The following is a 12868-nucleotide window of genomic DNA, read 5'->3' as shown; positions in this document are numbered from 1 at the left end:
GGCCATCACCGGGGGAATAGTCGGCGCGCTGCATGATGCAGGCGCTGGCACGAAGGGGAATACGGGAGGGCGGGCTTACCAGTCGGTCGGCCCCTTGTCCTTGAAAGCCGTCACAAGGAAATCGATGAAGGATCGCACCTTGGGCTGGATGAACCGGCCCGGCGGATAGACGGCGTAGATCCCCTGCACATCCACCGGCAGGTCGGGGATCACATCTTCGAGCAGACCCTCGCGCATCGGCTCCGCGTAGAGAAAGCTGGGCAGGTAGGCGATCCCAAGGCCGCCGATCGCGGCGTTCAGCAGGGATTGACCGTCGTTCACCGTCAGCCAGCCGCCGGTGCGCACCTGGCGCTGCTCGCCCGAGGGCGCGGTGATCTTCCAGACATTGCTGGACGACGAGTTCGAGTAATGCAGCAGCTTGTGTTCGTTCAGATCGTCGATCTTCTCGGGGCGGCCGTAGCGCGCGAAATACTCGGGCGAGGCAATCATGCGGCGGGTGGTTTCGCAGATCTTGCGCGCGCGCAGGCTGCTGTCTTCCAGCTCACCCACGCGGATCGCCATGTCGAACCCTTCCGAGATCAACTCGACATAGCGGTTGTTCAGCACCATGTTCACGGTGATCTCGGGGTATTCGTTCAGGAACTTGCCGAGGATCGGTGAAACATGGTTCACCCCGAAATCGGTCGCGATGGAGACGCGCAGCGTGCCCGAGGGCGCCGATTGCATGGCGGTGACAAGGGCGTCGGCCTCTCCGGCATCGTTCAGGACCCGGCGCGCCCGGTCGTAATAGGCAAGGCCGATTTCCGTGGGGCTGACCCGCCGTGTCGTGCGGTTCAAAAGGCGCGCGCCAAGACGTGCTTCGAGGCTCGAAACGTGTTTCGAGACCGCGGATTTCGAGATTCCCAGCTTTCGGGCGGCATCCGTGAAGCCGCCCTGATCCACGACCGTGGCGAAGGCTTCCATTTCCGTCAAACGATCCATGATGCGTTACACCTGCATACTTGCTGCTCAGGGTGCACATTGATCGTGAAATGGGGCGCGATTGGGGTCACGCCTTGTTCAAAGACGGGAAATTGCGCGGATCGTTCGTGACCGCGCAACAGCATTCGAGGCAGTTCGCCTTGTTCCCGCGGGGGCGTCCGCTAGGGTGGCCGCGACCGACCGAAGGAGCCCCGATATGGATCACGCCACCGCCCGCGCCGAGCTTGCCGCCGCCCTCCGCCTGACCGCGCGCGAGACCATGCACGAGGGGGTCGCCAACCATTTCTCGCTGGCGGTGAACGACGACGGGACCGAGTTCCTGATCAACCCGAAAAAGCACTTCAGCCGGATGCGCGCCTCGGACCTTTGGGTGATCGACGCCAACGACCCCGACAGCGCGAAAGGCCCCGATGCGCCCGACCCGACGGCCTGGGGCCTGCATGCCAGCCTGCATCGCCATGTCCCGCATGCGCGCTGCGCCATGCATGTGCATTCGACCTATGCCACGGTTCTCGCCAGCCTCGCCGACAGTCGCCTGCCGCCGATCGACCAGTCCTCGGCCATGTTCTACAACCGGCAGGTGGTGGACGAGGCCTATGGCGGCCTTGCGCTGGAAGAAGAAGGCACGCGCTGTGCCCGCCTGTTCCAGGATCCGAGCGTGCGCACGATGATCATGGGCAATCACGGCGTGCTGGTGATCGGCGAGACCGTCGCCGAGACCTTCATGCGCATGTACTATTTCGAGCGCGCGGCGCGGACCTACATCCTTGCCCTGCAAACCGGCCGCCCCTTGCGGGAGCTTTCGCCCGACGTGGCCGAGCTGACCGCGCGGCAGCAGGAGGGCGACACAAAGGCCGAGGCCGAGTTCCTTGCCGGGATGCGCGCCATGCTGGATGCCGAGGAACCCGACTACGCGCAGTGATGGCTCAGGCGTTGCGGGCGTGCAGGATGCGCCCGATCAGGTTCAGCAGAAGTTGTGCCGCCAGGAGCGCCAGAAGTTCCAGGACCTCGTAATAGAGGAACCCGCCATGGCTGGGCCTACCCGTGCCCTGCGCGATGGACGGATCGAATCCGTCAATATCTATGGTCAGGTAGAGGTCCACGCCCTCCGGCACCCGCGCGCATGGCGGCCTCGATATTCGCGTGGCTGCCCTCGGTATCGGTATGGACGATATCGGCATCGCCCATATCGACGATCCGCGTCCCCGGCCCGAGATAGGTGACGTCATCCTCGTGGTCATAGGCCCCGGCATGGCCAACGCGAAGAGCGTCGAAGCCTCGCGGATCGCGCGGGGGCCAAAGCGCGCGCCGGCCCGCCATCGCGTGCCGAAATCGAACGGGGCGCCAAGAATGGCGACATCGGCCTGAAGCCCCTCCCAATCGGGCTGGTAGGGGTATTTGCCGAAAGTGGCGATGCCGACAAAGGGCAGGTTCAGGCGGCCGGACTCGTATCCATGTGTCATGGGGCAAACCCTGCGGGCGGATCGGCGCGCTGACAAGCGATTGTCGCGCCGACGCCTTTGTTTGCGCCGCACTTGCCGCTATCGTGCCCGCACAAGAGGGCAAAGAGCCCCCGGCAGGCAGGCGAAATGGCGAAACGAACCCGCAGGAAAACCGTGACCCCGCGCGTGTCGCGGACAAGGCGCGCAGCGCGTTGGCTGCGGCGCTGGTTGGCGCGTGCCACGCTGGCCTCGGTCGCTGTGATCCTCGCCTGGGTCGGGCTTTATGCCGTCATGCCCCCGCCCACGACGCCCTACATCTTCTCGGAATCGCGGCGGCTTGGGGGCGCGGAATACGCGTGGGTCCCGATGGAGGAGATCTCGGAAAACCTGCAAAGGGCCGCCGTCGCCGCCGAGGATGCGAATTTCTGCCTGCACTGGGGCTTCGACATGGACGCGATCCGCGCGGCCATCGACGAAGGGGCGGCGCGCGGCGGCTCCACCATCAGCCAGCAGGTCGCGAAAAACGCCTTTCTCTGGCACGGGCGATCCTGGCTGCGCAAAGCGCTCGAGGCTGTGATCACCCCGGTGATGGAAGCCCTCTGGCCCAAGCGCCGGGTTCTGGAGGTCTATCTGAACGTGGCCGAGTTCGCGCCCGGTGTCTTCGGGGCCGAGGCGGCGGCCCGGCATCATTTCGGCATCTCCGCCGCCGATCTCTCGGCCCGGCAGGCCGCGCTTCTGGCCGCCGTTCTGCCCAACCCGTCCGAGCGCGATGCCTCCGCCCCCTCGGCCTGGGTCGAGCGGAGAGCCGCCGCCATTCGCGACGGGGCGGCGACGATCCGCGCCGATGGGCGCGACGCGTGCTTTGCGAATTGAAAAACCGCGCGGATTTCTGCAAAGACGATGAACAATCCCAACCCGGTTTCCCGAGCAGTCATGGTTCGCCTTTATCACTTCGCCCTCTCGCCCTTCTGCCGGAAGGTGCGTCTTGTCCTGGCTGAAAAGAAGATCGACGTCGAACTGGTCGAGGAAAAATACTGGGAACCCAAGACCGAGTTCCTGCGCCGCAACCCGGCGGGCAAGGTGCCCATCCTCAAGATCGACGGCATGAACCTGTCCGAGTCGCAGGCCATCTGCGAATACATCGAGGAGACGCATCCCGAACCGGCCCTGATGCCCAGCGCGCCCGCCGAACGCGCCGAGGTGCGGCGGCTGGTGGCGTGGTTCGATGACAAGTTCCACCACGAGGTGACCAAGAACCTCGTCTACGAGCGCGTGAACAAGAAGATCATGCGCGGCGGCTACCCGGATGGGCGCGCGGTCAAGGCGGGGGCGGCGAACATCAAGTTCCACCTGAGCTACATGGAATGGCTTCTGGATCACCGCCGCTGGCTGGCGGGCGACCGCATGACGCTGGCCGATTTCACGGCTGCCGCGCACCTGTCCTGCCTCGACTACATCTCGGACGTGGACTGGAACCGGTCGCCTGCTGTCAAGGATTGGTACGCGACGATGAAATCGCGCCCGGCCTTCCGGTCGATCCTGGCCGACCAGATCTCGGGCTTCATCCAACCGCCGCATTACGCGAACCTTGACTTTTGACCGATCTGAAGACCGCCCTGCAAACCGAGGCCCGCGCGGCGGGCTTCGCACGGATGGGCGTGTGCCGGCCCGACGCCATCCCGCAGGCCGCCGGCCGCTTGGCGGAGTTCGTGGCCAAGGGGCGGCACGGGCAGATGGGCTGGATGGCCGAACGGATGCATTGGCGCGGCGATCCGACGGCGCTTTGGCCCGAGGCGCGGTCTGTCATCATGCTGGCCGAGCCCTACACGCCCGAAAGCGACCCGCTGGAGGCCATCACGCGCCGGGACCGCGCGACCATCAGCGTCTACGCGCAGAACCGCGACTACCATGACCTTGTGAAAAAGCGCCTCAAACGCGTCGGCCGCTGGTTGCTGGACCAGGCGCCGGGGCACGAGATCAAGGTCTTCGTCGACACCGCGCCGGTGATGGAAAAGCCCTTGGCCCAAGCCGCTGGTCTGGGCTGGCAGGGCAAGCACACCAACCTTCTGGCGCGGGATCTGGGCAACTGGTTCTTTCTTGGCGCGATCTTCACCACCGTCGAGATCGCGCCCGACCCGCCCGAGGGGGAGCATTGCGGAAGCTGCACCGCCTGCCTCGACATCTGCCCGACGCGCGCCTTCCCCGCGCCGTTCCAACTCGATGCGCGGCGCTGCATTTCCTACCTGACGATCGAGCACAAAGGCCCGGTCGACCCCGAGCTGCGCCCCGGCCTCGGCAACCGGATCTATGGCTGCGACGATTGTCTGGCCGCCTGCCCTTGGAACAAGTTCGCGGTCGAAGCGACCGAAATGCGGTACGCCGCGCGGCCCGAGTTCCTGTCGCCCCGGCTGGAGGAGTTGGCCGGGCTGGACGACGCCGGTTTTCGCGCGATGTTCTCGGGCAGTCCGATCAAGCGGATCGGTCGGGACCGTTTCGTGCGGAACGTGCTTTATGCCATCGGGAATTCGGGCGAGGCCCGGTTGCGTCCGGTGGCGCAGGGTTTGATGAATGACCCCGACCCGGCCGTGGCGGACGCGGCCCGGTGGGCAGTGGAGAGATTGCAATGCGCCTGATCGTGTTTGGCCTGGGATATTCCGCAAAGGCGCTGCTGCGCCTTCTGCCCGACGATACGCGGGTGTTTGCAACCACGCGCTCACAGGAGACGCTCGATCAATGGCGCGGCACGTCGATCCTCGGCGCGCTTTTTCCCGGCGAGGAAGACAAGATCGCCGCCGAACTGGCCGAGGCCACTCATGTGCTGGTGTCGATTCCGCCGGTCGAGGGTGAAGATATCGTGGTGGCACGCATGCGCGACGCGCTGGCCGAAGCCGCGCCGCGATTGGACTGGGTCGGCTACTTGTCGACGACCGGCGTCTATGGCGACCATGACGGCGGATGGGTCGACGAATCGACGCCGCTGACGGGGACCACGAAGCGCGGACAGGCCCGGATCGCCGCCGAAACGGCCTGGATGGACCTGTACCGCGACCATGGCCTGCCGCTTCATATCTTCCGGCTGGCAGGCATCTACGGACCGGGGCGCGGCCCATTCGCCAAGGTGCGCAACGGCACGGCGCGGCGCATCATCAAGGAGGGGCAGGTCTTCAGCCGCACCCATGTCGAGGATATCGCGCAGGTGCTGCTGGCCTCGATTCACCGGCCCAATCCCGGCGCGGCCTACAATGTCTGCGACGATGACCCGGCGCCGCCGCAGGATGTCATCGCCCATGCTGCCGAGTTGCTGGGCCTGCCCGTGCCCGAAGCCATCCCCTTCGACGAGGCCGAGCTTGGCCCGATGGCGCGCAGTTTTTACGCCGAAAGCAAACGCGTGCGGAACGACCGCATCAAGGACGAGCTTGGCGTGCGCCTGCGCTATCCGACCTACCGCGAGGGGCTGGCCGCGCTGCTTTCTGCCGAGGCGGACGGCGACCCCTAGCCGGGCATCGCGCCGGAGTGTATTTTCGCGATAGCTCCCGCCAGGAAGGTTCCGGCCATGCGCGCCCTTTTGATCCTCAGCCTCAGCCTGTTTCTTGCGCTTGGCGCGGGATGCTCGCGGTTCATGGAGTATGACGGCCCCGAGGTGACGCGGGTCGAGGTGCATAAATCCGAGCGGTTCCTGGTACTCTATCACCACGAGGAAATCCTCGAGGCGATGCCGATCGAGCTGGGGTTCGCACCCGAAGGGCACAAGGCGCAGGAAGGCGACGGGCGCACGCCCGAGGGCGAATACGTCATCGACCGGCGCAACCCCGACAGCGAGTATTACCTGTCCATCGGCATCAGCTATCCCAACGCAGAAGACATCGCCGCCGCGGAAGAGGCCGGGGTCAGCCCCGGGGGCGATATCTTCATCCATGGCACGCCACGGGAATTCCGCGGTGATGAAGACTGGACGGCGGGCTGCATTGCGGTGACGAATCGCGAAATGCGGCGCATCTACGCCATGGTCGAAGACGGCACGCCGATCATCATTCATCCGTAGATCCCCCGGTTCCGGTCATCACGACCCACCAGCCCGTGCCGACCGCGTCGACATGAAGGGCCAGCCCCGCATCCTGCGCCGCAGGGTCGAGCAGAACCGCGGCGGTATCGGGGTCTGCCAGCCAGTCGGACAGGACGGCGCCCGCCCCGGAGGTCGAGCGCGCCACGACCTCACCCAAAAGGCGCCCGGCATATCCGGTTCGGGCGGCGCGCTGGGTCGGCATGCTGCCATCGGTGCCGCGATGCCCGGTCTGGCCCTGTCCAGAGAGATCGCGCGCATGGGCCAGCGCCGCGCGGTCGAGCGTTGGCGCAAGGGTGAGATTCGGCAAATCAGCCGCGCTGCGGTGCGCATTGAGCACGGATAGCAAGGAAAGCCGCCGACGGCTCACATCATCGCGCGCCCGAGGGGCGGCCCCAAGCTGCGGGGCGGTCTGGGGATGGGCACCGGACAGCCCGCAAGATCCGAGCGCCGGAAGGATCGCAGCACTCGCCATGAGGACCTGTCTGCGTGTCATGCGCCAAGGATTTAAGGCAAAATCCTTTAGATTTCGTAAACGATCCGGCCAGGTTGGCCGCCCGCCCCGGAAAAGCCCGTGGCATAAATGTCGCAGCCGGGGGGCGCTTGTTGCAGGGGCAATGCAACCCAATCGCTCCGGCCACGTTGCACCTCTATGTGTGAACCATGGCTTCGGTCTGAGTCGATTCCGTTCGTCAGGACCCGCATGTGTTGCCAATATGACGACACGTTCGGAATCCTGCCGCGCGCGAATTTCAAGTGGCGTTGCAATCGCAAGGCATTGCTGCTTAAACACGGATACGAGGTACAGTCTTGGGTGCCCTGAACCTGTGCATGTCGCGCAAAAAGGGGCGTATCTTGGAGGATACTATGAAGAAACTCGCTCTCGCTGCTGCTCTGTCGGTCGTCGCCACTGGTGCGTTCGCCGGCGGCTACGTTGAACCGACCGTTGTCGAGCCCGTCGTGATCGTTGAAGACACGTCCAGCTCGGCTGGCGGTATCATCGTTCCGGTGATCGCTCTGATCCTGATCGCAGCTGCTCTGCACCACAACTGATCCCAACGGATCAGACGTGATTGGAAAGGCGGGTCGCTTCGGCGGGCCGCCTTTTCTTTTTTCAGGATCGTGCAGATGCACGGCGTCCACATGAAAAAGCCGCCCCTCGCAGGGCGGCTTTTCGCTGTCTGGGCGGATATTGTCAGATGCCGGTTTCGGCCTCGATCTCGGCCTTGGACTTTCGGCCGCGTTCGGTGGCCGATTTCAACTGTCCGCAGGCGGCCATGATGTCTTCGCCGCGCGGGGTGCGGATCGGGCTGGCATAGCCGGCCTTGTAGATGATGTCGGCGAATTTCTCGATCCGGTCCCAGTCCGAGCGCTGATAGGGCGCGCCGGGCCATTCGTTGAAGGGGATCAGGTTGATCTTGGCCGGAATGCCCGCGATCAGCTTGACCAGGCGGCGTGCATCCTCGTCGCTGTCGTTCACATCCTTCAGCATCACGTATTCGAAGGTGATACGCTCGGAATTGGACGCCTTGGGATACTCGCGCAGCGCCTCCAGCAGCTTCTTGATTCGCCACTTCTTGTTGATCGGCACGAGGACATCGCGCACCTCGTCCGTCGTGGCGTGGAAGGACACGGCCAGCATGCAGCCGATCTCTTCGGCGGTCTTGGCGATCGCGGGCACGACGCCCGAAGTGGACAGCGTGATGCGGCGGCGGGAAATGGCGATGCCTTCGCCGTCCATCGCGATCTTCATCGCGTCGCGCACGTTCTCGAAATTGTAGAGCGGCTCACCCATGCCCATCAGAACGATGTTCGAGATCAGGCGCGGGCGCTCGCCCGAGCCTTCGCCGGGGCGCGGCCATTCATCGAGGTCGTCGCGGGCCACCATGACCTGGCCGATCACCTCGCCCGCGGTCAGGTTGCGCACCAGGATCTGCGTGCCGGTGTGGCAGAAGGTACAGGTCAGCGTACAGCCCACTTGCGACGAGATACACAGCGTGCCGCGATCTTCCTCGGGGATGTAGACAACCTCGACCTCGTGACCGCCGGCAATGCGCATCAGGTATTTGCGCGTGCCATCCAGGCTGACCTGTTTCGAGACGATCTCGGGCACCGCGATGGTGAAATGCTCATCGAGCTGCGCGCGATAATCCTTGGACAGGTTCGTCATCGCGCCGAACTCGCGCACGCCCTTCTGGTAGATCCATTGCCAGATCTGCCCGGTGCGCATGCGGGCCTGTTTCTCGGGCGTGCCTGCGGCGATCAGGGCATCGCGCAGCCCCTCGCGGGTCAGGCCCACGAGGTTCAGTTTGCCGCCCTCGGGCAGCTTGCGCGGAATGGTCAGAACATCCTGCGTGACAGGGGCGCTGGCGGTCATCGGTCAGAATCCTCGGATAAGGTCGAGGGTCACATATAGAGGCCGCCGCGTTTTCGCAAACCCGGGCTTAGCCCGAGCAGCGCGTCTCGGCATCCTCGACGGCGGCGGTGAAGCCCATGAGCGAGAAGGTGTCCTGCGTCTGGGTGCCCCGGCTGGAGCGCGCGGTCAGGACGGCGTCGGCGCCGCGCTTCATCGCGGTGATGATGCGCTGGTCATCCTGCGGGGACGCGGCCCAGGCCATTTCACCATCGGTGAACAGCTCGAAGGTCGAGTCGCCGATCTGCATCGTAACGGTGGAGCCGTCGGCAAAGGGGTAGCCACCGGTGAACGAAACCTCGCCCAGACGGTCCTGGCCGGGCCAGAAGCTGACGAACATCAGGATCTCGCCGCGGCGCACCGACACTTCGCGCCCGTCGCGGGTGTTCAGGGTCTCGCGCGGGGTGGACACGACCCAGCACTGGGTCGGATCGTCTTCGACGAAAACGCTCCAATCCGTCTCGGCAGCCACACGGTTCGAGGATTCTTCTTCTTGCGCCAGTGCCGCCCCGCCAAACGTGAGCGCCGCCGCCGCAACCATGCCGACAATGGTATTCTTCATGACCACGAGAGCCTCCAGCCCCTTCTCTGCCTCTGGCGCGCGCAAGGTTTTTGGTTCAGGACTAACCCGGTCGCGCGCCTTATCCACAGGACGAACATAGGGGATTGCGCGGATTTGAGAAAGACCCGGCGGCGGAAATTCGCCGTTCTGTGAACGCCAGCGGACAAGAGGGACACGCGCATGATGGAACGAGCCAATACGGACGCCGCGGAACTGGTGGAAATCTGGCGCGGGCCGTTCCACGAAGGCACCCATCGCGGCCATGTCGCGATCTGGCATCACGACACCGGGCTGGTGGCCAGTTGGGGCGATGCAGAGGCCGTGATCCTGCCGCGCAGCGCCTGCAAGATGATCCAGGCCTTGCCGCTGATCGAAAGCGGGGCAGCGCGCGAGGCGGGCCTGAGCGAACGGCAGCTTGCGCTGGCCTGCGCGTCGCACCAGGGGGCAGCGGTGCATCGCGGAATGGTCGAAGACTGGCTGGGCGATCTGGGGCTGGGCGAGGGCGCGCTGCGCTGCGGCTGCCAGTGGCCCAACGACATCGAAGAACGCGACCGCCTGATTCGCGCCCATGACGGGCCAAACCAGATGCACAACAACTGCTCGGGCAAGCATTCCGGCTTTCTGACAGTGGCCAAGCATCTGAACGCCGGGCCGGAATACCTTGAGATCGACCACCCCGTTCAGGTCGCCGTGCGCACCGCCTTCGAAGAGGTAACGGGCGAGGACAGCCCCGGTTACGGCATCGACGGGTGCTCGGCCCCGAATTTCGCGACGCGGCTCAAGGCCTTTGCCAAGGCACTTGCGGCCTATGCGGCGGCGGGCGCGGGCGGCGGGGTGCGCGACGAGGCGATGGTGACGCTGCGCACGGCCATGGCCGCCCACCCCGAGCTTGTCGCGGGCGAAGGGCGCGCCTGTACCCGGCTGATGCGGGCGATGGGCGGGCGCGCCACGATCAAGACCGGGGCCGAGGCGGTCTTTGCCGCAATCATCCCCGAGCGGCGCATGGGCGTCGCGGTCAAGATCGAGGATGGCGGCACGCGCGCCTCGGAGGCGGTGATCACGCAGATCCTGATCGCGATGGGCGTGCTGGACCCCGAACACCCCGAGGCCGTGGCCTTTGCGCACGGGCCGATCCGCAACTGGCGGGGCATCGAAACCGGCTTCATCAAGGTTAGTGACGACCTCGCGCGCTGGCGGCCCTAGCGCGGCGTGACCGGGGTGCGGCCCGGCGGCAGGTGCGCGGCGATGTTCGACAGCAGCACCTCTTTCCTCAGCGGCTTGGTCATGTAACCGTCGAGACCGCTGGCAAGGATGCGCTGGCGGTCTTCGTCGAGGGCATGGGCCGTCATGGCGATGATCGGGACGGGCGGGACGCCCCGGCTTGCCTCGATCTCGCGAATGCGCCTGGTTGCCTCGGTCCCGTCCATGCCGGGCATGGAAATGTCGGTGAGAATCAGATCGGGCGGGTCCGATTGATACGCGGCGACAAGCGCGGCCCCGTCATTCACCATCGTCAGGTCCAGATCGCAGGTTTTCAGCAGGGCGCGCAGGACCATCTGGTTGGTCTTGTTATCCTCGGCCGCAAGCACGCGGAGGCGGCGGTTTGGCACGGCTTTCTGTCCCGAAGACTCGGGCGAAGGGGCCATCGTAAGCATGGCCGCGAGATCGCCCAATGAGATCGACGCCTCAAGCGGGGTCAGCCAGTCGGGCAGATCGGGCGTGGGTCCGGTCACGAGGCACGCGGTCAGGCCCGACATGCCCGCCGCTTGCAGGGCAGCATGTGTTTTGGGCGGATCGTCGGGCGGCTGCGTCCAGATGAATGCCGATGCACCGGCACATACGTCAGGGGGCGGCAGGGATGGCACGTAGCGCATGTCGGCCCTGAGCCGCGCCAGCTTTGCACCGATGGCATGCGCCACCTCTCCGCCATCGCCGACCAGGTAGACGGGGCCGGTTCCGTCGGGCAGCGGCGGCACCGGGTCGCCGCCGGCCCTGGGGTCGACATCGAAACTGATCCGGAACCCTAAGGCGGAGCCTTGGCCAAGGGTCGAGTCCAGCCACATCTCGCCCCCCATCATCTTCACCAGACGATAGGAGATGGCGAGTCCAAGGCCCGTGCCGTCATGGCGGCGGTTGGCCTGATCCTCGACCTGGTTGAACTCTCCGAACACGTGCTTCTGCATGTCGGGTGGAATGCCGATGCCGGTATCCTCGACCATCACGCGCAGGGTGAGGCGGCTGGGGCTGGTTCCGGCGGGCGGTGGCGGGTCGCCCACGACGCGCACGATCACATGCCCGGCTTCGGTGAACTTCACGGCGTTGCCGATCAGGTTCGTCAGCACCTGCCGCACGCGCCCGCGATCCCCGATCATGCGGTCGGGCAGGAACGGGTCGTAGTCCAGCCGCAGGTCCAGATCGCGCCCCGCGATCGTGGGGCGCAGCAGTCGGAAGATCTCGGATATCATCGCGGGCAGATCGAAAGCATCGCGATGCAGCACCATCTTGCCCGCCTCGATCTTCGAATAGTCGAGGATGTCGTTGATGATGACGAGAAGCGCCTCACCGGAATTGCGGATCGTCTCGGCATAAAGCGCCTGTTCCTCGGTCAGACCGGTCTCGCGCAGCATGTCGGCCATGGAGACAACGCCGTTCATCGGCGTCCGGATCTCGTGGCTCATATTGGCGAGGAAGGTGGATTTCGCGCGGCTGGCGGCAAGGGCGGCATCGCGCGCCTCGCGCAGGGCCTGCTCGCGTTCAATGGTGCGCGTGATGTCGAGGCCAAGGCAAACGGTATCGCCCTGCGGCGTGCGCTTGTCGATCAGGCGGATGAAGGTGCCGTTGAAGAGCCGGATATCCTCTTGCGGGATCGGGGCTATTTCCCACCGCGCCAGCATCCGGTCGATCCAGTCATCCGGCCCCTCGCCCTGCAAATCGACGATCCCCTCATCGGTCGCGATGCGCAGGATCGCCTCGTAGGAGGCGCCGGGCGCGACATCCGTCATCCCGTCGAAGGGGGCCAGCCAGGCCGGGTTGGCAATGACCAGCCTGCAATCGGTATCGAAAATGGCAAAGCCATCCTCGGCGGCGGTCAGAGCATCCCACAGGCGCCGCTCGGCCAGAACGGCGCGGTCGGTGGCGATATCAAGCGCGGCAGCGGCCTCTTCGCTTTGGCCGCGCAGGGCGGCGTTTTCTTCGCGCTGCTCGATGACCTGGTGGGACAGGGCATGGGCGTGTTCGGCCAGCTTGCGATTGGCGGAATACAGTTCCTCGGACCGCAGGGCGAGCAGGCGCTCGGCCTGAAGGCGCGCCCGGCGTTCCTGCGCCAGCCTGTCATCAATGCCGCCAAACCCCATCGTTCTTCCGTCAGTCGCCCCTTTACGCGCGGACAGCATGGCGCGGACAGGCTGAAG

Annotated in this window: 13 protein-coding genes and 1 pseudogene; 8 read left to right on the top strand and 6 right to left on the bottom strand. The window is 65.4% G+C overall.

Features of this window, described 5'->3' with window-relative positions; genetic code table 11:
• Positions 1-75: 75 nt before the first annotated feature.
• Positions 76-981, bottom strand: a complete 906-nt coding sequence (locus ABD923_RS12970) for a LysR family transcriptional regulator (protein WP_259548442.1) — start codon at positions 979-981, stop codon at positions 76-78.
• 196 nt (positions 982-1177) lie between these two features.
• Here ABD923_RS12970 and ABD923_RS12965 point away from each other — a divergent pair, with 196 nt between their 5' ends.
• Positions 1178-1903 (top strand): class II aldolase/adducin family protein, encoded by a 726-nt coding sequence (locus ABD923_RS12965; protein WP_259548443.1) that lies wholly within the window; start codon positions 1178-1180, stop codon positions 1901-1903.
• A 4-nt stretch (positions 1904-1907) separates the two neighbouring features.
• Here the strand turns inward: ABD923_RS12965 and ABD923_RS12960 are convergent.
• Positions 1908-2444 (bottom strand): annotated as a pseudogene (locus tag ABD923_RS12960) (arginase family protein).
• A gap of 126 nt (positions 2445-2570) precedes the next feature.
• Between ABD923_RS12960 and mtgA the strand changes: the two are divergent.
• From mtgA to ABD923_RS12935, 5 genes are read left to right on the top strand one after another with little or no spacing between them, the layout of a single operon-like run.
• Complete coding sequence (mtgA, locus tag ABD923_RS12955) at positions 2571-3296, top strand: monofunctional biosynthetic peptidoglycan transglycosylase (protein ID WP_259548444.1); 726 nt, start codon at positions 2571-2573, stop codon at positions 3294-3296.
• A gap of 60 nt (positions 3297-3356) precedes the next feature.
• Positions 3357-4022, top strand: coding sequence for an FtsZ-binding protein FzlA (fzlA, locus tag ABD923_RS12950; RefSeq protein ID WP_259548445.1), 666 nt, complete (start codon positions 3357-3359; stop codon positions 4020-4022).
• Positions 4019-5056, top strand: a complete 1038-nt coding sequence (gene queG, locus ABD923_RS12945; protein WP_405048295.1) for a tRNA epoxyqueuosine(34) reductase QueG — start codon at positions 4019-4021, stop codon at positions 5054-5056. Before fzlA ends, queG begins: the two co-directional genes overlap by 4 nt.
• Complete coding sequence (locus ABD923_RS12940; RefSeq protein ID WP_405048296.1) at positions 5047-5919, top strand: SDR family oxidoreductase; 873 nt, start codon at positions 5047-5049, stop codon at positions 5917-5919. The genes queG and ABD923_RS12940 overlap by 10 nt, the downstream gene beginning before the upstream one ends.
• A gap of 57 nt (positions 5920-5976) precedes the next feature.
• Positions 5977-6465, top strand: a complete 489-nt coding sequence (locus ABD923_RS12935; RefSeq protein ID WP_259548446.1) for a L,D-transpeptidase family protein — start codon at positions 5977-5979, stop codon at positions 6463-6465.
• On the opposite strand, the gene ABD923_RS12930 is transcribed toward ABD923_RS12935, so the two are convergent.
• Positions 6452-6958 (bottom strand): CAP domain-containing protein, encoded by a 507-nt coding sequence (locus ABD923_RS12930; protein ID WP_259549140.1) that lies wholly within the window; start codon positions 6956-6958, stop codon positions 6452-6454. The two genes, ABD923_RS12935 and ABD923_RS12930, sit on opposite strands and share 14 nt — an antisense overlap.
• Before the next feature lie 392 nt (positions 6959-7350).
• On the opposite strand from ABD923_RS12930, the gene ABD923_RS12925 reads away from it, so the two are divergent.
• Positions 7351-7536 carry a hypothetical protein gene (locus ABD923_RS12925; protein WP_222189782.1) on the top strand — a complete coding sequence of 62 codons (186 nt, stop codon included), beginning with the start codon at positions 7351-7353 and terminating at the stop codon, positions 7534-7536.
• Between the two features lie 142 nt (positions 7537-7678).
• Here ABD923_RS12925 and rlmN read toward each other — a convergent pair whose 3' ends face one another.
• The gene (rlmN, locus tag ABD923_RS12920) at positions 7679-8860 is read right to left on the bottom strand and encodes a dual-specificity RNA methyltransferase RlmN (RefSeq protein WP_259548448.1); all 1182 of its coding nucleotides are present in this window, start codon (positions 8858-8860) and stop codon (positions 7679-7681) included.
• A gap of 67 nt (positions 8861-8927) precedes the next feature.
• Positions 8928-9458 carry an invasion associated locus B family protein gene (locus ABD923_RS12915; protein WP_259548450.1) on the bottom strand — a complete coding sequence of 177 codons (531 nt, stop codon included), beginning with the start codon at positions 9456-9458 and terminating at the stop codon, positions 8928-8930.
• Between the two features lie 180 nt (positions 9459-9638).
• Here ABD923_RS12915 and ABD923_RS12910 point away from each other — a divergent pair, with 180 nt between their 5' ends.
• Positions 9639-10661: an asparaginase gene (locus ABD923_RS12910; RefSeq protein ID WP_259548452.1), complete on the top strand. Its 1023-nt coding sequence runs from the start codon at positions 9639-9641 to the stop codon at positions 10659-10661.
• On the opposite strand, the gene ABD923_RS12905 is transcribed toward ABD923_RS12910, so the two are convergent.
• The gene (locus ABD923_RS12905) at positions 10658-12811 is read right to left on the bottom strand and encodes an ATP-binding protein (RefSeq protein WP_259548454.1); all 2154 of its coding nucleotides are present in this window, start codon (positions 12809-12811) and stop codon (positions 10658-10660) included. The genes ABD923_RS12910 and ABD923_RS12905 overlap by 4 nt on opposite strands.
• Positions 12812-12868 lie beyond the last annotated feature (57 nt).

The organism is [Roseibacterium] beibuensis (assembly GCF_039542305.1).
GTDB classification, from domain to species: Bacteria; Pseudomonadota; Alphaproteobacteria; order Rhodobacterales; family Rhodobacteraceae; genus Roseibacterium; species Roseibacterium beibuensis.
Note: the sequence above shows the minus strand (reverse complement) of the source record. Positions and strands in the feature narration are given on the sequence as shown.